Raw genomic sequence first — 22,579 nt, forward strand, 5'->3', positions numbered from 1 at the left:
TTACCTTTGCAACAGATATAAAGCCAAAGAGTGGCGCGCAAAATGCGGAAAGTATCACACTGCGAAATCGGTGGAGATGATTTGAATGATTGAAAACCACGATTGAGCATCAGAGATTTATAAGATATTGGTGAGCCCCAGGCGGATCACTGAAAACAAAAGAAAAATCAAGCAAATCCCTGATAATCAGATATTATCAGGGATTTCTTTTTTTCTGGCAGGTAGCAGAAAATAGCCGTTTCAAGCATATTATCGGCTCAGTTAGCTTCCTCCCTGGCATCCGTGTCAGCCTGGATGGTGTCCCATCTGTAGGCGATGCGCATCTCCTGCAAGGCATCGCAGGCGAGTTTCTGTATATGGAAGCGGTCGATAGTCCGTATGGCATTGGGAAAACAGCGTTTGGCGATAAGGCGCATGGAATTTGACATATCCATGGTTATTTCCTTAACCATTAGCCTCTTATTCGCGTCAATGCGCATAAGGGTCTCTGTCACGGCAGCAGCGGTCACACCCTTTACAATGGCTATGATGGTCACTTTCCCTCCGCGCGACGCCCGGTTAGTGACAACCGTATACAACTCGCCATTGCTCGGGGCTGTCTCGTCAATGCAGATGCTTTCACCGATGTTCTCAGGAAAAACGAGCCATTCCTCCGCATGGGAGAGTTCACTCCATTCACGATAGCCGCTGAGTATCTCCTTGTACTGCCTTTCAAACGTATCCCCGTTTATGTGGTAATAGTGGTCAAGCGAACGGGAGGTCGTAGGGAGCGTCTCCATACACTTTTAAAAAAGCCGCGAACTCCTTCGAGTAGCGGGCCCCTTCGGCCTTGAGGTGATAAGTGTCCGAGAAATAACGGTTGTTCTCTTTGTCATACCATCTGCGCCTTCTGACAATCAGGTCCACACCTTTGTTGCGAATTGGGAAGTCACGGATGGTTACGGCATCACAAAAAAACTTGGATTCAATATCGGGATTCTCCTTGTATTCAGCCTTAACCGATTCGTCAAGGTAGATACGGATAAGCGAGGAGTCTTCTTCTAAACCTACTACTTCAAAATTTGAAAGTATCTCTAATGGCAGGATTAACTGCGCCAATACTAATAGTCCTGGATGATTCAGGATGCAAAGGTAGAATTTTATTGATGAATAAAAGAAGCATCCCCCTAGATTTATCCGGTGAGCCATCATTACCATTTTACAGGTTCACTTAAGATGTTGCCGTCTGCTGCATCTTCTGAATTAAAGGTATTACTTTTATATTGAATGCAAAGCACTACAAGTGGCTCTGTTCCATTATTGCGGATAGAACGTTTTCCTTCAGGAACTACACGTACCACACTTCCTTCCGAAATGGGGAATACTTGACCGTCTACCTGAAACTCGCCATTTCCACTAAGGAAAAAATAAAGTTCTTCATGTGTTTTGTGAGTGTGAAGAAATCCTGTTTCTGTTCCCGGTTGGAATAGCTGGAATGAAAATTCGCTTCCTGTGGTTTGAAGTGCAGAACCGCAGAATACTTTACCCGGAATTTTAATTTCAGGAGTAAGTTCCAACACGTAATCTCCTAATTCATTTAACTTACCTAAGTTGATAACATCGAAGTTTGTTGCTGATGTTGTTTTCTCAATCTGTTTCATTGCTTTTAATTTTGAATATGAATATTTCTATTGGTTATATATCGCAAATTAGCTAACTTTGCATTGAATTGTTGCTTCTTTTAGATACTGCAAATTTACAAAGCATTTATTTATCACACAAGAAGTTACAAATATGTATAATAGTTACCAAAAGGTTACTTTTGCAGAAAAACAATAGATTACAATGACGAAAAAAGAAGAAAAAAAATCTATCATTGAAATTTGTCCTATTCGGAATGTTATTGCCCGTTTTGGCAACAAGTGGGCATTATTGGTTATTTACATATTGAATGAAAATGGCTCAATTCGTTTCAATCAATTAGCAAGGCAAATACCTGATATATCAACAAAAGTATTATCCAATACATTACACATATTAGAAGCTGACGGATTGGTAAAGCGAACCGTCTTCCCGGAAGTTCCCATAAGGGTGGAGTATGAATTAACAGAAACAGGAAGAAGCCTTGTTCCTATCATTATATCATTGACAGAATGGGCGCAAAATAATATGAAATCAATAATGGCACACAGAAAAAAGTTAGAGAACTCCGCAAACAAATCCAACTAATAGACCGTTGTTTAGTACAAGTTAATTTTTTAGGTCGAGTAGGTCTGGGCATTTCAGCCCAAACTTCTCACAGAACCGTACGTGAAAGTCTCCCCTCATACGGCTCCTCTCATCCAAACGGTTTCAATCGATTGGGTTTAACACCATGTTGCCAATGGTAAAACAAGGCAGGATTTTTGGAAGCCACTCTTACCAGCCATTTATAAGCATCATTAGGCTTTCGCCTGAACCGCTTATATTTTCTCTCTGCCCACCGGGCTAATTTCAAATTGACACATTGTAGAAAAGCCTTTAATTGACTACCGTAAAACTTACCATAGTAATTCATCCACCCACGTACTTCTGCATTTATTTCAACTGCAATATCAGAGAGTTTTAGCTGAACCCGCCTGTTCAAGTGCCAACCACGCATCGTTTCTGTGATGCGCTTCTTTGACTTTCTACTGATTGCCGGAGCATAGCCATTAAAGACTTGTCCTTGCTTATTCCTCTGACCTCGTGGCTGAAAGGTATAGCCTAAGAAATCAAAAGTGATATCCTTATACTCTTCCCTCCGTTTACCGTCCTTGCAATAAACAATACGCGTCTTCTTTTCATTTAGTCTCAATTTACACGCAGCGAAGCGTTCCACTATGGATGCTTTTAGCATTTGGGCTTCTTCAAGGCTATAACAATGACAAATAGTATCATCAGCATAGCGTTCAAAAGGAATGGTTGGATGATAAAGCAGTATCCACTTTTCTTGCACGTGACGCTCGACAGCTTTCATTAGCAGGTCATGGTCTATGGTATTAAAGAACTTGCTTATATCCACAATTATAATGCCAACAACGCTCACGGGCTTTTCCTATTGCATCATGGGCACTACGATTAGGACGATAACCATACGAGTCTGTATGAAATATCGCCTCCAATCTGTCCTCAATCAACAATACAACCGACATTTGGGCTATACGGTCACCCACCGTAGGAATGCCCAATGGACGAGTTCCTCCGGAAGATCTAGGTATATCCACTAACTTTACAGCTTCGGGAAAATAACTTCCCGAACTCATGCGGTTCCACAACTTGTACAGGTTCTTTCCAAGATTACTCTCGTAATCATCCGTACAGACATTGTCAATGCCAGCACTGCCCTTGTTTTCTTTTACCCGTTTCCATGCATTCATTATCAAACGCTTGTCGATTGTAAACGGTTTTGTGACTTGATGTTGCATCATCCTAATAACATTAATCAATTAGTTGTACAAAATAAATACACCGGACAAGCTGCCCCCTTTGCTCCTTCGCCATTACAGCAATATCAACGCTACTACGAGACAGTCCGCCCCCTCCATAGGCATCGGTACTCAAGCCTTACGGGTTTACCGTTTTTGGTCGCTCCCTTAGCATCCTATGGCGAGTTCCCGTGTTCCCACAACACAGCCTTCATACAGGTCATGCCACCTCTACGCCGGATGCCGTTCAGACTGTAAGCAGGTAACCTCTGAACTTGTCCCACACTCCTTGCATAAGCATGGGGGTGACATCACCCATTGCATTTCGACGCATCATCAATGGTTCCCTTACGGTCATCTCCTGTACGGTCATCTGGCAGTTCATCACTGCCTTTTAAATGTATCGTTCACTACCTTAACCCTTTCGGGAGAAAGCAGCATACACCGGTTTGCAACCTCTTCCTGCAAAGCGATTGCGAGAGACCTACTCTCATCTGTATCGCAGTTACGAATGTGACAGCCATACCACATTCTCACGGCACACTGCAAGGTGCAAGTATATATCTATATATAGCTTGCACCTCGCACTAATCGTAGAATATTTACTTTCAGCGATTTGCGTATTTCAAAATAAAGTTGTATCATAGAACCGAAGATAAAGGCAAACACAATCCCGGCAAGAGAAACCAAATGTTCTTTGAAAAAAGTGCCCAATTCGTCCTCCCTAAAAGATTGAGGTACGCTAAAATATTGATTTTAAGAAAATAAGAGTCTGCGGATTTTCCAGTTCACAATCTTTTATTACACATCTCTTAATCTTGCTATTTTCAATAGAAAATTGTACTTTTGTCATCACTTTATCAGTCAATGTTTTATACAAATGGGCTTTATACACAATTTATTTCTTATTTTGGGACGTGGAATAGGGCAAGTGATGTTCCAGAATAATGCGTTCTCCGGATTATTAATGCTAGTCGGAATATTTCTAAACTCATGGCAAATGGGAATATTAGCAATCTGCGGTAATATAATAAGTACACTAACAGCCTATTTTTCGGGATATAAGCATGATGATATTAAGAATGGACTATATGGATTTAATGGAACTTTAGTAGGTATAGCAGTGGGCGTATTTCTACAATTATCGGTAGGAAGTTTAATCATGTTGATTATCACTTCCGCCCTTTCCACATGGATTGCCTATTTTTTCAGTCGGCAACGTTTGCTCCCCGGATTTACTGCCCCTTTCATTCTTGCTGTATGGGGAATGTTGGGAGTTTGTAGCTGGCTTATACCAGATTTACTAGTCGTTTCCGATACGATTATTGATACCACACAGAATATTAATTATTTCAAGGCCTTCTGTTTAGGTATAGGCCAAGTCATGTTTCAGGGAAATACAGTTCTCGCTGGATTATTTTTCCTCATAGGCATTTTGGTTAATTCTTGGAAGGCAAGTCTCTATACTATCCTAGGAGCACTTCTTCCTATTCCCCTAGCCATTTTACTTGAAGCAGATGCTACATACTTAAATGCCGGATTAATGGGCTATAATGGTGTATTATGTGCCATAGCTTTAGGAGGAACGGGCTGGAAAAGCGGTGTATGGGCAGGATGCTCCGTCTTACTGTCCACCGTATTACAGATTCTAGGAATGAGTTTGGGTATCATTACCTTAACAGCTCCCTTTGTTATATCTGTATGGATCATATTCAGACATCAAGCCAACGGGAAAACGTAATCTTACGACCCATACTTTTCAATCCTTTCATAACCGAAGACTTTACTACGCTCATCTTCCAGCCCTTGCAGCTTTTTACATATAATCTGTGCTCCAATCATACTGAAAGTAATGCCATTGCCACCATATCCCAAATCAAAAAACATCCGTTTCTTACCCGGCCAAGTTCCGATAAAAGGCAAACCGTCTTTCGTCGTACTGAACGTACCACACCATGCCATCTCCGTTTTGAAAGGAATATCCGGAAACAACTTTCTGAATTTCTTCTCCAATATACGGATTTTCTTTCTAAGCAACGCATCACGACGTTCCGGTTCACAGAATTCCTCGTCTTCACCACCCACAATAATACGGTTGCCGCCAGTAGTCCGAATGTACAAATATGGATCGGCCGTCTCCCAAATCAGACAATGTTCAGGCCAAAGTTCACCGGGATCCACCGGATGAGACACTAGTGCATAAGTCGATGTCAAATCCATAATCTCCCGGGGCAGGAATTTCCCGGCTTCAAATCCGGCTGCCACAATCACATATTTACATTTAATTTTATACCCTCCGTCTGTTTCGACAACATATCCTCCACGCTTCTCAACACATTCCTTTACACCTGTATGAGTGAAAACCTCCAGCCCATCTTTCTTTATATGGTAAAGCAACAGACCGGTAGCTGCTCTATAAGCATCAATCTGCGCCGACTCTTCATTCAACAGCCCACAACCCGGCACCTGCAACTTATAACGCTCCTTTATTTCTTCTTTCCCGAGCAGCGAAACGGGTAGATGATGCTTTTTCCGCATCTCATATTCTTCCTTCACCAGTTTCACATCTTTCTGAGTACTCGCATAAAACAGACTGGGCACCCTCTCGAATCCGGCCTCTACCCCAGTGGACTCCAATACCTTTTCAATGTCGGAAATAGATTGCAAACATGCACGGTATGCAGTCACTGCATTATCCTCTCCAATCATTTCCGCCATCCGGCAAAGAGGGACATCTATCTCATACTGCAACAAAGCAGTACTTGCCGCAGAACTCCCCGTTGCAATACTACGTTTATCTATTACACAGCATTTTAAACCAGCATTGCACAATTCGTGCACCATCAAAGCTCCGGTGATACCGGTGCCTATCACCACAATATCTGTAGAAAAATCATCCTTCAACGGATGAAAATAGTCCAATAACGAATTTTTAATAACCCAATAGGGCAATCCTGAATGTAAGTCCATAATATATCCAAACTATACTGATCCAACATTAGTTACGCTCTCATTTGAAACAACAGTACATCAAAAAATATAGTTCGAAGGTTACAAATGTATTTAACATCTATTTAAATAAAAACAAATCATATAGAGCAGTGTCGCATGAGCCCCTATTCATTTTTTAACACAAGAATAAAGTATCATCACACAAATTATCAAACAAAAAATCTTTTTGCACTGTTTCTTTTTCTGAAGTATGAATACATTATTAACTTAAAAACCTTACAATTATGAGAAAATTAAGTTTGGCTGACCTTAAGGGCAGAGTCTCCTGGGGCAGCGTTTTCGGTGGTGTAATGACCGTCTTGGCGATTTCCGTATTGCTATCTATTCTAAATTCAAGTATCGGACTATTCATGCTAGATCCTTTATCCGAACATCCGGCTTCGGGGATAGGTGCAGCCGTTGGCATCGGCTCTGCCATCATACTGATTGCCAGTATGGCGGCAGGCGGATTTGTTGCAGGCAAATTGGCAGGCATGGACGGAATCATACACGGTTTTCTTGTTTGGGCAACCACCTTGATTGTTGCCGCTATCTTAGGAATTTTCTTAGCTGTTGGAGCAGCTAAAATGACAGCAAATGCCTTAGGAGCTGTTTCATCTGTTACCGGAAACGTCATATCCGGAGCAGGAGGTATTGTTGGGAATGGTGTTTCCGCATTATCAGAGAAAGCAGAAGATTTGTTCGGAAAGATTGATTTCAATGCTACGCTGAAAGAGGAAAACATACCGCAAAACATCCGTACCGCACTTATCAAAAGCAATGTGAAGGAGTTGCAACCAGACTACCTGAACAAACAACTGGAAGAGGTAAAGGATGACTTAAGCAAATCTGTCAAAGAAATTGTGGCTTCTCCCCAAGAAACGGATGAAACCATTAATGGTTTCCTAGAACGTCTGAAACAACGTGCAGAAAATCTTAGTCAAAAGATCAATAAGAACGATCTGTCTAAAGCGATAGCCAATAATACCAATATGTCCAAAGCAGAAGCGGACAAAACGGTTGAAGAATATATGAATCTAATAGATAATGCACGTGCGGAAGCCGGCAAACAGATAGATAAGCTGGAAGCAAACCTGCAAAAAGCGGAACAAGAATGGAAAGAAATCAAACATAAAGCATTAGTGGCTGCTGATAAGGCAACAGACGCAGCAGCACGCTCCGCTTTAATTTCATTCTTCGCTCTGTTAGTCGGAGCAGCAGTGTGTTGTGTAGCCGGCGCTTATGGCGGCAGAAAAACACAGGAAAGAGTAGATATCTGATTCTTATTAAATTAACGTGAGTTCAATACAAGTCAATATTATTACGATTTTTTGGAAAGAATGACTAAAAAATCGGTACCATCTCCATTCTTCTCCTTTAGGAAGGAGAAGAATGGAATCACTATTGAGTGTTACCCCACTCTCCTTTATCTATAAAATCTCCACCTAACCTCTCAAAAACTTTCTCCAGACCTTTGCTCATATAAATTAAAAGATATAATTTTGCGCCCCGTTTTTTTAAGAAATTTCAAATTTAATCTAATTTTTAATCAAGCAAAGAATGAAAAAATTTCTTCCTACCGGTTTATTGATGCTGACAAGCGCCCTTATGCTGATCAGTTGTGAAGAGAGTGAGATTCTGAACAATGAGAACGGAAACGGCAATGAAAACAATGTCATAAACCACAATTTCCCCATCCAAATGTCCGAAGCCGACTACAACTCGGACAACACATATTATATACTGAACGACGACGAATCGCCCGATGTCTATTTCGACGCCAATCAGCGAAGTTTCTATGTCAACCAGCCCATGCAGGTCATGCTAGACGATGAACACTACTTCCAACTCCGTTTCTACAGCCCTCGAGCAGTGAAAAACATTACCGTGTGGGCGAAGATAGAAGGCTACGAAGAAGAGTTCAAATTCATCGAACTTGAAAAGGTACAAGCCTTCCAGCAGCTTAGAGTACATATCCCGTTTGCTACGGAAAACCTGACAGCGTATACACGTAGCGGCAAAAAGATGCAAATCGTGGCAAACCCCTATCTTACCAACGAGAACCTGACATTCACCATAGAAAGCGATGATCCCTATTGGGAAAAATTGCAATCCAACAAATGTCGGTGGAGAATCTCTTTTGGAAGATATAGCGGTAACCAGTGGAGAGACAAAATGAAGGCAACCCACACGCGAGAAGCTGTAGCCATATCACTGAACATGAGCTATATGTTTTCGACAGATGAGTTTGTGACAGCCATGAAAGAGTTCGCACCATTCTACAGCGACGCTAACCTCACCCAAGTAGTCGATAAGGACGCCCTAGTGATAAAGGCACGCAATCACGGCGCATTATTGTTCGGTCACTGTATCGGATCGAACGGTTTGGGCGGTGGCTCTACATACGGTCTGAACGAATGGTGCTACCTGGAACACTATGCCGATGACAACAATATGACGCATACTCTTTTCCATGAATTCGCGCACTGTATGGGATTCGGCCATTCGGGCAACATGACTTATGACTCACAAGCTCATCCAGGATGGCAAACACTGTGTGGACAAGTGTACACCAAAATGTCGATAGAAAAGAAACTTCCCATCTACTCCCGCCGTTTCCTGCATACCCGTCTGAACAAAAACAGATATGGAAACAATATCTACTTGGCCTCCAAGTACATCATCGAAGACCCTGAGTTGGATGCCATCGACGGCGGACTGTCACCTCTGAAGGGAGAAACAGACATGGGTGGAAACGACAAAGAAGCACTGACTCTCAAACTTGACTATACGGACATGCCCGGAGCTACGGCAACGACTTTCCGTCCCAAAGACGTATATGTGTACGGAGACACGCTGTATGTGGTAAACGATGCCGATAAGAACTACAGCCTTGAAGTGTTCAGCACCGCCCAAGGCAACAAGAAACATTTAGGCAGCATCAAAGAATGGAAGAACGGTAAAAACACGGAAACCTTCCTCGGACGTCCGAACAGCGTGACACGTGCCAACGACAAAATATACGTCACCCACGAAAGCAGCCGCACGGAAATCTTCGATGCCAAAGACCACAGCTTCATTACCCACATCGGAAGCCAAGACGGCAAATGGGGAGCAGACCTGACGCATACTGTACATGCCTTCGATGTGTTGGTATACAAAGGAATTGTCATGATCCGCGACAAACGCTACGTGGACTTCGTAGAAGAACGTCTGATACAGCCTGCAACAAAGCAGTTCATATATGCACGTACTTCCAAAATGGGTGAAGTGACCAGCACCTACGGAATGGCGATAGACGAACGCAACGGATTGCTGTACTCCACATTCCCCGGCAAGCGCATCGATATATTCACTCCTGCCGATATACGCAACGGAGCCACTTTAGTACGCACCAAGCAATTGCCTTGCAACGCCCAGCCTTACGCGCTGGATTTCTACAAAGACCGCTTGTTTGTCAGCTTCGCTGGCGCGACCAAGTTCTGCGAAGTCAATGCCGAGACAGGAGAAATCGTGAAAGACTACACCACCATCGGTGGCACCACCCTGCAAGCTCCCGAAAAGTTCTGCATACGCCGCAACACTTTGTTTGTGGTCGACCGCGTGAAAAATGGAGAATGCGTTTACGCCATCCCCGCAAGTGAACTTAACTAATATGTCCCCCCTTGCAACAAAGAAAAAACATTATGAAAAAATATACTTATATCCTGTTAATGATACTTGGAGTCATGATGGCTCAATGCACTCCGGAAGATTTAGCGACACCGGACAACAACGTACTACCCGAAGAAAAAGAGGAGGATGAATACACCAACAGCTATTGGTACTACTCTTACGAAGCAACCAATCTCATCACGTGGGAAACGTTGGAGATGGAAAACAAGGACGAGTTTATTCCCTACACTGTCGCCCATTTGGGCGACACCTTGTTTGTGGCAAACATCGGAACAGCCGGAAGTAGCCTGACAGTGTTCAGCCAAAAAGAGAACAAAGCGCTCACTACGTTGAGGACTTGGGAGTTCGGCGGCAAGGAATGGAAGTTCGGCAGCAACATAGAATCCATCGTGCCGGCAAGCAATCGTCTGTACGTAACCGAACGCCAGTCATACATCCATGTATTCCAACTTCCGGAGCTGAGCTATATCACCAGCATCGGCAACGGCCTGTGGAGCGGTCCCGTGTTTCAGGCACAAGCGGTCACTGTCAAAGACAGACTCATCTTTGCACGCGACAAGAACGGAAAAATCAGCATTTACAAAGAATCGGACGCCACTACCGAAAACCACGGTAAAGCCAACCGTTACCGCCAAGCTTCAGACAATGGCAGCCATGGCAACAACGGATTTGCCACCCATTATATGCAACCAGACGATGAGGGAAATATCCTGCTCACCGAATATACAGGAAATAAGATACGTGTACTTAATCCCGCATTGGTGAACGACGACATGGTAAACGGGGATAACATCGACATTGAAGACCGCACCATGACACTCGACTTCAGTCCCAAGACGCTGGCACTAAGCAAAGACCGTTGGTATGCGACCGGCAATAACAATGCCATCAACATCTACGACTGCCAAAAGAAGGAATGGATCAGTAGCATCAAATCCGTCAAGGGCTACAGTTTCGTACAGCCTGAACGTATCTATGCGCAGAACGATTCCGTTTTCTGGATTTCAGATATAAACAGCAATAAACGCACGCTGGTGAAAATGGAAGTACACAAGGGAGAGATACGCGACTAAATCTTTTACACACAATGCTGTATCCAACCGGATATATATGCAAAGAAAAAGAGGGTTTTCAACAAACTCTTTTTTTCTTTGTATGACCGTAAGTTTATGATTTTACCTATCATCCCCCCACTGTGGGGACTCCTCCTTCATGTCGGATTCATGTCGGATTCATGTTGGATTCCAAATCCAGCAACCTCTTTTTAGCAGAAAGTCCGCCGGCATACCCTACAAGCGCTTGATTACTGCCAATCACCCGATGGCACGGAGCAAAAATAGAAATTGCGTTCGCCCCGTTAGCAGCAGCAACCGCACGGACAGCCTTCGGCACATTCAGTTGTCGTGCCAACTCACCGTATGACACAGTCGAACCGTATGGAATCTCCAACAATTTACGCCATACGCTCTTCTGAAATTCCGTACCAACAAAAAACAAAGGCACCTCAAACACAGTCCGCTTGCCATCGAAATATTCATCCAACTGCCTAACCGCTTCCCGTATCACATCCGAAGTACTTTCCTCATATCCGGCTTTCAGCATTTTCCGCAATCTCCTGTCTACAATATCCCGGTGGCTTTCAGCCGCCCAGTCACAAAGACAAAGCTTATCCTCAACCGAGCCAAGCATCAAATCACCACAAGGAGAATGATAACGCTGTATCTGAATTATATTCGTTTTATCTTCCATACTTCCAAAGATACAGTTATTATAGTTACTCTTCAATTTAATCCTCAATTATTTTTAGTACACAATTTACTCTAACACCTGACTTGTATTCCTCTGTTCATCGCCCCTATCACACAGGAGCATCTCCATACTGTTCCGTATTTTACCGTGGAATCTTAACCATTTCAATCGGTTGCTCCTGTATCTTATCCAACGGCTGTGATTGATATTTTACCTTTGAGAAATCAATAGCCTTCAAATCGATGCAACGTATCGAATTGTTATAGGCCGTTTTATAATAAACCTTCCGATTCGTCAGGTCGATAGCCGAAGTCCATTGCGTAGCACTGGGAATATCCGGAATATCACCAACCTGTGAATATTCTATACCGATGGGGATATCAAAATTATTAAGCAAGTGGAAACATTGCTGTACGGTATCAAAGCCTGTGGCACGTTGCGGAGCTGTCCCCCGATAAAAAGCCGCACGCACAAACCGCGAAGGAGGCGTGGCATCGCCCGGAATACCGAGAAAACCGGAATTGCTACCGGTGGGCTGCAACGTAATGCCGCTCAATTTCCGCACGGAAGCGTCACCCGGATAAAGATTGACGTAGTTGTTCAAATTAGTAAGTTGCCATTCAAAGCCGGGGGCATTCGTCAATACTCCTACTCCATTCTCATAAAAATGCGGCACGCCACCTACTATTTCCAACACCACCTGACGTCCCGACGGTTCACCGATACGCCAATGTACTACCGCTGTCTTTTCCAATCCTACAACACGTACAGAAGAAAGGGCTGCCTTCACCTCATCGATAGTGGAAAACTGCGACAACATCCACTCCGTCACTTGAAGGTCTGCCAGTGTCCGTCGGTTCTGTGCAGCATCATACGTTTCATATCCCCCATAATGAGGAAAGAAAAATAGTCCGGCGGAAAGTCCTGCCTCATTGATTCCTTCGGCAATAAATTCTTTTTGTACAACAGTCAGGCCAACCACTCCATATTTTGCCGTAAACGTTAATCCATTGACACCTGTAGGAGTGAATGACGTGAGCTGTTGGCCACGTGGAATAATCACATATTCACTTTGCAACACACCGCGCGCCCATTCAATCGTACGGGCTTGCACATAACTGCCGTCACGAGATGTGAGCGAGATTCCCGTACAAGCTACAGCCTGAAAAGTGCTGCCACATACGGCAGCAATCCCTAACAATAAGTTCTTTGTCATCTTCATCATTATTTATATATTTATTCGCTAAAAACTCAATACTGTATAAAGACAACAAAATATGAGTTATTTTAGTTTGCAGATGCGACATTTGTATTCAAAAAACCTCTCTCCCGCCCCACCATGCAAATTACCGGACGCACATTCTGCCTTCTATCGAACTTATGTTACCTAATACTTTTTTAGAAGCATTTTTTTAAGTTATTTTGCAACGAAAATATCACGAACTTGTCAAATTATGAATTGGATTGGCCTTGATTTAACATTCCCTATTACCGACCCTACATGGATATTTCTCCTTGTACTCCTAATTATATTGTTTGCTCCGATATTATTGAATAAACTGCGCATCCCTCATATTATCGGTATGATCCTGGCGGGACTGGCTATTGGCGAACATGGATTTAACATTCTGGCACGAGACAACAGTTTTCAGTTATTCGGGAAAGTCGGGCTTTATTATATCATGTTCCTGGCTGGCCTGGAAATGAATATGGGAGATTTCAAAGAGACGCGAAACAAAGCATTGGTGCTCGGATTACTGGCTTTTATCGTTCCCATCGGGATTGGATTCGTGGCAAATGTATCTTATCTGAGATATGGTGTAATCACTTCTGTGTTATTAGCCAGCATGTATGCTTCCCATACGCTCGTGGCATACCCCATCGTCACCCGCTTCGGCATATCACGCCATCGTAGCGTAAGCATTGCCGTAGGAGGAACGGCCGTAACGGATACACTCACACTGTTGGTACTGGCTGTTATAGGCGGATTGTTCAAAGGAGAAACCGGAGGATTGTTTTGGATTTGGCTGGTGGTAAAAGTAATCTTTCTAGGAGCATTGATCATTTATTTCTTTCCGCGCATCGGTCGTTGGTTCTTTCACTGGTACAATGACAACGTGATGCAATTTATTTTCGTGCTTGCGATGGTCTTTTTAGGAGCGGGGCTGATGGAGCTTGTGGGCATGGAAGGTATTTTAGGAGCTTTTCTCGCCGGATTGGTACTTAACCGGCTCATCCCACACGTCTCTCCATTGATGGATCATTTAGAGTTCGTTGGTAATGCACTGTTTATTCCTTATTTCCTTATCGGAGTGGGAATGTTAATCAACCTACGTGTTATTTTCGGAGAGGGGGATGCCTTAAAAGTTGCCGCCGTGATGATAACTATGGCACTGACAGGCAAATGGATTGCTTGCTGGCTCACTCAAAAGATATACAAGATGTCTGTTCTAGAACGAAATCTGATGTATGGTTTGAGCAATGCACAGGCAGCAGCCACATTGGCGGCAGTGTTAGTTGGATACAACATTATTCTGCCCACCGGCGAACGTTTATTGAATGATGATGTACTGAACGGAACAGTCTTGCTTATCCTGGTCACTTGCGTAGTGAGTTCACTGATTACCGAACGGACAGCCAGAAAAATGGCAATGGATGATTCACAACCTGAAAATGAACCTTCAAAAGAAACAGAGAAGATTTTAATATCCATAGCCAACCCGAACACTATCGAGGACATGGTGAATCTTTCTCTAGTCATACGTGACCCCAAATTGAAAGATAATCTCCTGGCATTAAATGTTATCAACGATGATAATAATTCTGATAATCAACGAATTCGAAGCAAATATTATCTGGAAAAAGCCGAAATGACAGCAACGGAAACGAATGTATCACTCAAAAAGGTCACCCGATATGATTTGAATATAGCTTCCGGCATTATCCATTCAGTCAAGGAGAATGGGGTTACGAGTATTATCACCGGCTTGCACCGCAAAAAAAACATCACAGATTCATACTTTGGAATACTTGCCGAACATTTGTTGAACGGATTAAACTGTGAAATAATTATCTCTAAATTTCTGATACCGGTCCATACGATCAAACGGATTGTCGTTGCCGTCCCTCCTAAAGCTGAATATGAATCCGGTTTTCCGCATTGGATGGAGCACTTCTGTCGCATGGGAAGCACTCTCGGATGCCGGGTACATTTCTTTGCCAATGAAAAAACAACCATCCGCCTGCAAGCGTGGATAAAGAAAAGGCACAAACAGACGCTTACCGACTTCTCTATCTTAGAAGACTGGAATGACCTGCTGGTATTGACAGGGCAGGTAAGTTACGATCATTTATTGGTTATTATCAGTGCACGACCGGGAACTCTTTCGTATGACAGTTCTTTTGAGAAGTTACCGAGACAGCTCGGGAAATATTTCTCCAACAATAGCTTTATCGTGCTATATCCCAATCAGTCGGGAGAACCGTTGGATACGTCTTTCTTCTCCAAGCTATATACTGATACCGAAACCCTACATTACGAAAAGGTCGGTAAATGGTTTTACAGATGGTTTAAGAAAGAGTGATAAAGAGCGTCAGAAAGCCGGAACTGATAAAATCAGCTTTCGACCTTTTGGCTATAAATTAAGTTATTTCTTTGGCTGATTGTCCACAAACCATCTATCAAGCGTACATTTTTCGTATCATCATCTTCCACGTTCCATGCATAACCTCCTGAAGGCAGTCCACGTCTCTCCAATATTTCATTGGGCTGATTATTGGAAAAGAAAAGTTCCAGTTTCGTAGAGTCGGGACTAAACACAATGAAAGCAGAAGCATTGCTACCGTCCACCGCTTCCGTGCGGATTCCTTTCTCAAACAGGCGGATACAGTCTTTTTGCACTTCACACCATACATATCCGGCAGAACCGATACAGCCATGTTCATCCCGGTCACCTCCCATAAGTGGAGATTGCGGATACTGAACTAATTTAGAAGCCTGCATTCCCGGTGTATAGTTTCCGGTATAGAACACTTCCAACGTATCATTCAGAAGCAAACTGTTGACTTCATCTTTATTTGCCTCCACTGTACTGAACGAAAGAGTATCGTTCTTATCGGTAACAATCGTTACCGTATTCATGGTTGCATCACTTACGATTCCTTTTGAGCTTGCCTCTTTTGACGAGCAACCTGCCATGAGGCAGAGCGTACCTACTGCTAATAATATTGTTTTCATTTTTTTTAATTGGAGCTTTGTTTTTAAATTAATGCAAAGATAAAGGTTATACTGCCAATATTTCGCTTTTACAAAATAAATTAATTCCCGGGCAGATTGTTCACCAACCTATCGAGCAAAAATACAATATGGAACAGCTATATATGTATTCCATATTGATGCTTCACTTCCGCCATCACAAATGTACTTTCCAGTGATCCCAAGCTATCAATCGTCCCCAACACATTCAGAATAAACTCCTGATAGTATTTCATGTTGGGAGCATGAATCTTCAACAGATAATCATAACTTCCTGATATGTTATAACATTCGGTGACTTCAGGAATGTCCTGTATGATCTGTGTAAACTCTGCCGCTATATCCCTATTCAGGCGTCTAAGCTTCACACGACAGAACACGACAAATCCCTGATTCAGCTTTTCCGCATCCAATACGGCAATATACTTCTTTATATAACCTCCATTCTCCAACCGTTTAAGACGTTCGAAAACAGGAGTGGAAGAAAGACTCACCCGTGCAGCCAACTCTTTCGTTGTCAATCGGGCATTCTCTTGCAAAGTACGGAGTATTTGCAAATCTACTTTATCCAGCTTATCAAAAGTATCCATAAGAAAAATATTCTTCTAAAAGGTGATTTCCAGGAATAACGCAGTTGTATTATTCCATACAACCGCACAAAAATAGTATTATTTTCTATATTTCAGCCGTATCTTGTTCAATATATCTACACCTCATAACTTTGCAAGAAAATAAAGAAAAAATAGTAAACTTAAAAATATACGATTATGGTAACAAAGAAATTACACTTCGAGACTTTACAGGTTCATGTAGGACAAGAACAAGCAGACCCGGCAACAGATGCCCGCGCAGTTCCTATTTACCAGACCACCTCTTATGTATTTCACAACTCCGCCCATGCAGCCGCACGCTTCGGACTGCAGGACCCGGGAAACATCTACGGCCGTCTGACCAACTCCACTCAAGGAGTTTTTGAACAACGCGTAGCCGCTCTTGAAGGAGGGGTAGCAGGACTGGCAGTCGCTTCGGGTGCCGCTGCCATCACTTATGCTTTCGAAAATATCACTCGTGCAGGCGATCATATTGTAGCAGCCAAAACTATTTACGGAGGAAGTTATAACCTGCTGGCTCATACCTTGCCCAGCTATGGCATCACAACAACATTCGTTGACCCAAGCGATTTGTCGAACTTTGAAAAAGCTATTCAAGAAAATACGAAAGCCGTATTTATCGAAACTTTGGGAAATCCGAACTCAAATATCATGAACATAGAAGCAGTGGCAGAAATAGCCCACCGCCACCAAATACCTCTGATTATCGACAACACATTCGGAACTCCGTATTTAATCCGCCCCATCGAACACGGAGCAGATATCGTAGTACATTCCGCAACAAAGTTCATTGGCGGACACGGTTCCTCATTGGGAGGAGTCATTGTAGATTCAGGCAAATTCGACTGGGTAGCCTCCGGCAAATTCCCACAGTTGACCGAACCCGATCCATGCTATCATGGCGTACGCTTTGTCGACGCAGCCGGTCCGGCTGCCTATGCAATCCGCATCCGTGCCATTTTGCTGCGTGACACAGGAGCTACCATCAGCCCATTCAACGCTTTTATCCTGCTACAAGGTCTGGAAACTCTTTCCTTACGTGTAGAGCGTCATGTAGAAAATGCTTTAAAGGTAGTGAATTTCTTAAACAATCATCCGAAAGTGAAGAAAGTGAATCATCCGTCATTATCCAACCATCCCGACCATGCACTGTATCAGCGTTATTTTCCGAACGGTGCTGGTTCTATCTTCACTTTCGAGGTAAAAGGCGGACAAGAAGAAGCACACCGCTTTATCGACAGTCTGGAGATTTTCTCCCTGCTTGCCAATGTGGCCGACGTGAAATCATTGGTGATCCATCCGGCGAGCACGACCCATTCGCAGCTCAATGCACAGGAACTAGCCGAACAGGAAATTTATCCGGGCACCGTACGCCTATCCATTGGAACAGAACATATCGATGACCTGATTGCAGATTTGGATCAGGCACTTGCCGAAATCTAACATTCAATCATTGAAATGGAAGATGATTATCTTTGATTGTTCGTTCTATTTCTTTATAATCAAATATGACATTTCTATTCATATATTTTTCCCATATATAGAATCCTCGCAAGCAACGAATAATCAACCTTTCCCCAATCAATATCATTAAACTCTGATGAAGAATAATCCTCTATCCACGATTGCATGGCGTTAAGAAATTCATCTATTGTCCGATTTTCCCATTCTTCAGAATTTTTCAGGAAACTGCTATTCAGTTCGTCCAAGAATGCCAAAAAGGCTTTTTTGGACGATATTTCTTCGATACGTTTAGAAATACAATCCATAGTCATTTGTTATGATTCAATACTTCATATTCCATGTGATTCAATATCCATACAATCATTGTTTACCGGAAAGCAAGCAAAAGCCTTGCTTGTTGAACTGATAGTACATTTCGATGCGTTCAGGCGTTTCGTTTTCAAGCAGCAGAAGCAGTTCTTTGGCAAATTCAAGCGTTGCCGAACCGTTTGCCGTCACAATGTTTTTGTCGCAGATCGCTTGCGCATGAACATATCCGTCAGGATGAGTATAGTTGTGGCCTCCCCAAAGTTGTAGCTGTTCCAAGCCATTGCCGGTATGCTTGACTGCATTGAGGAATCCGTGTTTTGCCATAAATGAAGCTCCATTACAGATTGCACCGACAATCTTTCCTTTCTCAATGGCTTGTTGAACAATCGGTACAACCTGCTCTGCAACAGGAGTAGTCCAACCAAAACCGCCAATCAGCACTAACGCTGCATAATCATCGGGCATCGTTTCAAACGAATAATCAGGTAAAGTTCGAAAGCCACCGATGGATTTTACCGGCTCCATTGTCGGAGCGACAGCCTTATTGACATATTTCGGGTTCTCTTTCAGAGCGAACTCATCAGAGGCTATGGCTTGTGAAAGATATACAATTTCATGTGCCGCATAATCCGGCAGGAGGATATATAGAATTTCGTTGCTCATAACATCATTTTTCTAACGTTTAAAATACGGGAAGAATGGGCGTATCATAATTAATTTCCCTGATGTACTGTAAGTTGAGGGAAAGGGAAGTTGATACCTTTTTCATTGAAGGTTTCGTAAATCGCTTTATTTATATCGAAATAAACACCCCAGTAATCTCCGCTATTTACCCATACACGTGCCACTACATTCACACTGCTGGCGTCCAGCGCGTGAAGAGCCACAAAAGGAGCCGGTTCTTTCAGAATACGTTGGTCAGCAGCAAGAATATCATAAACGATTTTCTGCACTTTCTCATAATCTTCTCCATAATCTACCCCAACAATCCATTCCACGCGACGGGTTTCCTGATGACTATAGTTGGTTACCACTCCACTACTCATTGCACCATTCGGCACATAAATCACTTTATTATCTGCAGTAGTCAAAATAGTATGAAAGATCTGTATTTCTTTCACTGTACCAGAAACTCCCTGACTTTCTATCCAATCTCCCACTTTATATGGCTTAAACAACAATACAATCAAACCTCCCGCAAAATTCTGCAAATTACCGGATAAAGCCATACCGACAGCCACACCGGCAGAAGCCAACAAAGCAGCAAACGAGGTGGTTTCAACGCCAAGAGCACCTACTACAGAAATGATTAACAATACAGTCAACGTAATATTCGCCAAGCTTTTTACAAAAGTCTTGATACTTACATCCACTTTCCTTTTATCCATCAAACGCCCGACAAACTTATTAAGCATAGAGATAAGGAAACGTCCGACGATAAAGACAATGACCGCAATCAGTATACGTTCTCCGGCACGAATGGCAAAGTCTATCAATTGTTGGGTAATCAGCGAGAGTTTGTCCAATCCGTCAGCATTGGCAATCGCTTCTTTCATTAATTTATCTGCGGCCACTTGTACAGAATCCGCAGCTTGTGTTGCTTGTAATAATAGCATAATTAAAAATGTATATTAAAATGAGTAAACAGTTATATGGCTATTCTAATAAGTTACAAAGTTATATTGTTTTTAGTGAATCTAAAAGTTTTTTTTGCTTTCCTCCTGCAAAAGCTGTATTTTTGTAACCGATTCACTGGTAGGGGTGCCTTAACATGACGGGCTGAGAACATACCCATAGAATCTGATCCGGGTAATGCCGGCGTAGAGAACTAATTAATAAGCAAGATGAAAAAAGTTATATGGATGGCCATCGCCTTATCAGGCGTAGGCATCCCTGTTCATGCACAGACGAGTGTAAAGGATAGTATGAAAGTAGTAAACCTGCAAGAAGTGCAGGTAGTATCCACGCGTGCCACCGCCAAAACTCCCGTGGCATTCACCAATATAGGCAAAGCAGAATTGAAGAAGGTTAACTTCGGACAGGATATCCCTTATCTGTTAAGCATGACTCCTTCTACACTGACCACATCGGATGCAGGAGCAGGTATCGGCTACACGACTCTTCGCGTGCGCGGAACCGACGGTACACGTATCAACATCACGGTAAACGGCATACCGATGAACGATGCCGAAAGCCATAATCTGTTCTGGGTAAATATGCCCGACTTTTCTTCCTCCGTAAAAGATATGCAAGTGCAACGAGGCGCAGGTACGTCTACCAACGGGGCAGGTGCCTTCGGAGCCAGCGTTAATATGCAGACTGAAGGTGCATCCATGAAGCCGTATGCCGAATTCAACGGTTCATACGGTTCATTCAACACGCACAAGGAAACGGTGAAAGTAGGAACCGGTTTGCTCAATAATCATTGGACGTTTGACGCCCGTCTTTCCAATATCGGTACGGACGGATACATAGACCGCGCTTCGGTAGACTTGAACTCTTACTACTTGCAAGGAGGCTACTTTGCAGAAAACACATCTGTGAAACTGATTGCATTTGCCGGAAAAGAAAAGACATATCATGCCTGGGGATACGCAACCAAAAAGGAAATGGAGGATTTCGGCAGACGCTACAACCCCTGTGGCGAGATGTACACCGACGCCAACGGCAACAAGCATTTTTATGACGACCAAACGGATAATTATCTGCAAAAGAATTATCAGCTTCTCTTCAATCATACTTTCTCGACAGCCTGGAATCTGAATGTTGCCTTGCATTATACCAAAGGCAACGGCTATTACGAAGAGTACAAAGACGGCAGATCCCTTATAGAATATGGTCTGAAACCATTCACAATTGATGGAATCGAAATAACCAAAAGCGATTTAATCCGTCAGAAGAAGATGGACAACAAATTCGGTGGCGGCGTTTTTTCTCTCAATTATACGGTCAACAGGCTGAATACGTCTCTAGGAGGCGGGGTGAATCAATACCGGGGCAATAACTTCGGAAGAGTTCCCTGGGTGAAGAATTATGTGGGCACTCTATCTCCCGACCATGAATATTACCGCAATAAATCCCAAAAGACCGATGGAAATATTTATCTGAAAGCAAACTACGATCTTACCAAAGGATTAAGCGCGTATGCCGATCTTCAGTATCGACACATCGACTATACCATCGATGGCAACAATGATAAATATGACTGGAGCAAAAATGCCCTGCGTCCATTGGCAGTAGACAAGAAGTTCGATTTCTTTAACCCGAAAGTCGGATTAAACTGGAACATCACGTCCAACCATCGCGTTTATGCCTCTTTCTCGGTTGCTCAAAAGGAACCGACAAGAAACAATTATACAGATGGCGATCCGGATTCGTATCCAAAAGCTGAAAAACTGCTCGACTATGAAGCAGGATATACTTTCGCCAACCAATGGCTGACGGCAGGTGCAAACTTCTACTACATGGATTATACCGACCAACTGGTTCTGACCGGAGCTTTAAACGATATAGGTGAAGCACTAACCGAAAACGTGCCGGACAGTTATCGTATGGGAGTTGAGCTAATGCTGGGAATCAAACCGTGTAAATGGTTTCAATGGGACATCAACGCTACATGGAGCAAAAACCGCATCCAGAATTTTGTAGAAAGCCTGCCGGGCTACCACTATAATGACGACGGTAGCTCTACTTCCCTCCCGACTGTTCAGATCAAGCATAAAGACACTCACATCGCTTTCTCACCCGACTTTCTATTTAATAACCGCTTCTCATTCATTTATAAGGGATTCGAAGCAGCTCTGCAATCACAGTTCGTAAGCAAACAGTATATGACAAATGCGGAAGTAGAAGAATTGATTCTTGATAAATATTTTGTCAGTAACCTCAATCTGGCGTACTCCTTCCGTCCCAAGAAGGTGTTGAAAGAAGTCACGGTAGGGTTCACTGTGTACAATCTGTTTAATGAAAAATATGAAAACAACGGTTGGGCTTCGAGCGACTACACCGATACGGTGGAGAATCGGGGAAACTATGCCGGATATGCAGCGCAGGCAGGAACAAACGTTATAGGACATGTTTCTTTCCGCTTTTAATACCAC

Annotated in this window: 22 protein-coding genes and 1 riboswitch; of the genes, 8 read left to right on the forward strand and 14 right to left on the reverse strand. The window is 43.1% G+C overall.

The window, feature by feature from the left end:
• Positions 1-257: 257 nt before the first annotated feature.
• The 3 genes from A4V03_RS14805 to A4V03_RS14815 are packed head-to-tail and all read right to left on the reverse strand — an operon-like array spanning position 258 to position 1,640.
• Positions 258-779, reverse strand: coding sequence for an ISAon1 family transposase (locus A4V03_RS14805; RefSeq protein ID WP_236588623.1), 522 nt, complete (start codon positions 777-779; stop codon positions 258-260).
• Positions 745-1,197, reverse strand: a complete 453-nt coding sequence (locus A4V03_RS14810) for an ISAon1 family transposase N-terminal region protein (RefSeq protein WP_236588622.1) — start codon at positions 1,195-1,197, stop codon at positions 745-747. The genes A4V03_RS14805 and A4V03_RS14810 overlap by 35 nt, the downstream gene beginning before the upstream one ends.
• On the reverse strand, positions 1,191-1,640 hold the full coding sequence (locus A4V03_RS14815) for a cupin domain-containing protein (RefSeq protein WP_065539468.1): 450 nt from the start codon (positions 1,638-1,640) through the stop codon (positions 1,191-1,193). Before A4V03_RS14815 ends, A4V03_RS14810 begins: the two co-directional genes overlap by 7 nt.
• A 184-nt stretch (positions 1,641-1,824) precedes the next feature.
• On the opposite strand from A4V03_RS14815, the gene A4V03_RS14820 reads away from it, so the two are divergent.
• Positions 1,825-2,208, forward strand: coding sequence for a winged helix-turn-helix transcriptional regulator (locus A4V03_RS14820; RefSeq protein WP_065539469.1), 384 nt, complete (start codon positions 1,825-1,827; stop codon positions 2,206-2,208).
• A gap of 109 nt (positions 2,209-2,317) precedes the next feature.
• Here the strand turns inward: A4V03_RS14820 and A4V03_RS21155 are convergent, their stop codons facing one another.
• The 3 genes from A4V03_RS21155 to A4V03_RS20850 all read right to left on the reverse strand — a co-directional run bounded on the left by A4V03_RS21155 (position 2,318) and on the right by A4V03_RS20850 (position 3,813).
• Positions 2,318-3,022 (reverse strand): group II intron maturase-specific domain-containing protein, encoded by a 705-nt coding sequence (locus A4V03_RS21155; protein WP_201442217.1) that lies wholly within the window; start codon positions 3,020-3,022, stop codon positions 2,318-2,320.
• Positions 3,000-3,428 (reverse strand): reverse transcriptase domain-containing protein, encoded by a 429-nt coding sequence (locus A4V03_RS21160; RefSeq protein ID WP_201442216.1) that lies wholly within the window; start codon positions 3,426-3,428, stop codon positions 3,000-3,002. Before A4V03_RS21160 ends, A4V03_RS21155 begins: the two co-directional genes overlap by 23 nt.
• Positions 3,429-3,672: 244 nt before the next feature.
• Positions 3,673-3,813, reverse strand: a complete 141-nt coding sequence (locus A4V03_RS20850) for a hypothetical protein (RefSeq protein ID WP_157448004.1) — start codon at positions 3,811-3,813, stop codon at positions 3,673-3,675.
• A gap of 492 nt (positions 3,814-4,305) precedes the next feature.
• On the opposite strand from A4V03_RS20850, the gene A4V03_RS14830 reads away from it, so the two are divergent.
• Complete coding sequence (locus A4V03_RS14830) at positions 4,306-5,166, forward strand: urea transporter (RefSeq protein WP_071807693.1); 861 nt, start codon at positions 4,306-4,308, stop codon at positions 5,164-5,166.
• 2 nt (positions 5,167-5,168) lie between these two features.
• Here A4V03_RS14830 and A4V03_RS14835 read toward each other — a convergent pair whose 3' ends face one another.
• Positions 5,169-6,395 (reverse strand): NAD(P)/FAD-dependent oxidoreductase, encoded by a 1,227-nt coding sequence (locus A4V03_RS14835; RefSeq protein ID WP_065539470.1) that lies wholly within the window; start codon positions 6,393-6,395, stop codon positions 5,169-5,171.
• 266 nt (positions 6,396-6,661) lie between these two features.
• Between A4V03_RS14835 and A4V03_RS14840 the strand changes: the two genes are divergently transcribed.
• The 3 genes from A4V03_RS14840 to A4V03_RS14850 all read left to right on the forward strand — a co-directional run bounded on the left by A4V03_RS14840 (position 6,662) and on the right by A4V03_RS14850 (position 11,164).
• Positions 6,662-7,696: a hypothetical protein gene (locus A4V03_RS14840; protein ID WP_065539471.1), complete on the forward strand. Its 1,035-nt coding sequence runs from the start codon at positions 6,662-6,664 to the stop codon at positions 7,694-7,696.
• Between the two features lie 280 nt (positions 7,697-7,976).
• Entirely contained in the window at positions 7,977-10,070 is a 2,094-nt protein-coding gene (locus A4V03_RS14845) for a hypothetical protein (RefSeq protein ID WP_065539472.1), read from the forward strand.
• A gap of 32 nt (positions 10,071-10,102) precedes the next feature.
• Positions 10,103-11,164, forward strand: coding sequence for a quinoprotein amine dehydrogenase (locus tag A4V03_RS14850; protein WP_065539473.1), 1,062 nt, complete (start codon positions 10,103-10,105; stop codon positions 11,162-11,164).
• A 148-nt stretch (positions 11,165-11,312) separates the two neighbouring features.
• Here the strand turns inward: A4V03_RS14850 and A4V03_RS14855 are convergent, their stop codons facing one another.
• Both A4V03_RS14855 and A4V03_RS14860 read right to left on the reverse strand, forming a co-directional pair.
• Positions 11,313-11,840: a methylated-DNA--[protein]-cysteine S-methyltransferase gene (locus A4V03_RS14855; protein WP_065540449.1), complete on the reverse strand. Its 528-nt coding sequence runs from the start codon at positions 11,838-11,840 to the stop codon at positions 11,313-11,315.
• Between the two features lie 142 nt (positions 11,841-11,982).
• Positions 11,983-13,065, reverse strand: a complete 1,083-nt coding sequence (locus A4V03_RS14860) for a linear amide C-N hydrolase (RefSeq protein WP_065539474.1) — start codon at positions 13,063-13,065, stop codon at positions 11,983-11,985.
• 229 nt (positions 13,066-13,294) lie between these two features.
• Between A4V03_RS14860 and A4V03_RS14865 the strand changes: the two genes are divergently transcribed.
• Positions 13,295-15,424 carry a cation:proton antiporter gene (locus tag A4V03_RS14865; RefSeq protein ID WP_065539475.1) on the forward strand — a complete coding sequence of 710 codons (2,130 nt, stop codon included), beginning with the start codon at positions 13,295-13,297 and terminating at the stop codon, positions 15,422-15,424.
• Between the two features lie 32 nt (positions 15,425-15,456).
• Here A4V03_RS14865 and A4V03_RS14870 read toward each other — a convergent pair whose 3' ends face one another.
• Entirely contained in the window at positions 15,457-16,077 is a 621-nt protein-coding gene (locus A4V03_RS14870; RefSeq protein ID WP_065539476.1) for a hypothetical protein, read from the reverse strand.
• A 137-nt stretch (positions 16,078-16,214) separates the two neighbouring features.
• Positions 16,215-16,685: an Lrp/AsnC family transcriptional regulator gene (locus tag A4V03_RS14875; RefSeq protein ID WP_065539477.1), complete on the reverse strand. Its 471-nt coding sequence runs from the start codon at positions 16,683-16,685 to the stop codon at positions 16,215-16,217.
• Positions 16,686-16,862: 177 nt separating this feature from the next.
• Here A4V03_RS14875 and A4V03_RS14880 point away from each other — a divergent pair, with 177 nt between their 5' ends.
• Entirely contained in the window at positions 16,863-18,149 is a 1,287-nt protein-coding gene (locus tag A4V03_RS14880; RefSeq protein ID WP_065539478.1) for an O-acetylhomoserine aminocarboxypropyltransferase/cysteine synthase family protein, read from the forward strand.
• 74 nt (positions 18,150-18,223) lie between these two features.
• On the opposite strand, the gene A4V03_RS14885 is transcribed toward A4V03_RS14880, so the two are convergent.
• The 3 genes from A4V03_RS14885 to A4V03_RS14895 are packed head-to-tail and all read right to left on the reverse strand — an operon-like array spanning position 18,224 to position 20,095.
• Positions 18,224-18,475 (reverse strand): DUF7660 family protein, encoded by a 252-nt coding sequence (locus tag A4V03_RS14885; protein WP_120467959.1) that lies wholly within the window; start codon positions 18,473-18,475, stop codon positions 18,224-18,226.
• Between the two features lie 55 nt (positions 18,476-18,530).
• A complete protein-coding gene (locus A4V03_RS14890; RefSeq protein WP_065539480.1) occupies positions 18,531-19,142 on the reverse strand; it encodes a DJ-1/PfpI family protein in 612 nt (203 codons plus the stop codon).
• A 50-nt stretch (positions 19,143-19,192) separates the two neighbouring features.
• A complete protein-coding gene (locus tag A4V03_RS14895) occupies positions 19,193-20,095 on the reverse strand; it encodes a mechanosensitive ion channel family protein (RefSeq protein WP_065539481.1) in 903 nt (300 codons plus the stop codon).
• A gap of 131 nt (positions 20,096-20,226) precedes the next feature.
• A riboswitch (TPP riboswitch) is annotated at positions 20,227-20,323 on the forward strand.
• On the opposite strand from A4V03_RS14895, the gene A4V03_RS14900 reads away from it, so the two are divergent.
• A complete protein-coding gene (locus A4V03_RS14900) occupies positions 20,324-22,573 on the forward strand; it encodes a TonB-dependent receptor (protein WP_065539482.1) in 2,250 nt (749 codons plus the stop codon).
• Positions 22,574-22,579 lie beyond the last annotated feature (6 nt).

This window comes from Bacteroides caecimuris (genome assembly GCF_001688725.2).
Lineage (GTDB): Bacteria > Bacteroidota > Bacteroidia > Bacteroidales > Bacteroidaceae > Bacteroides > Bacteroides caecimuris.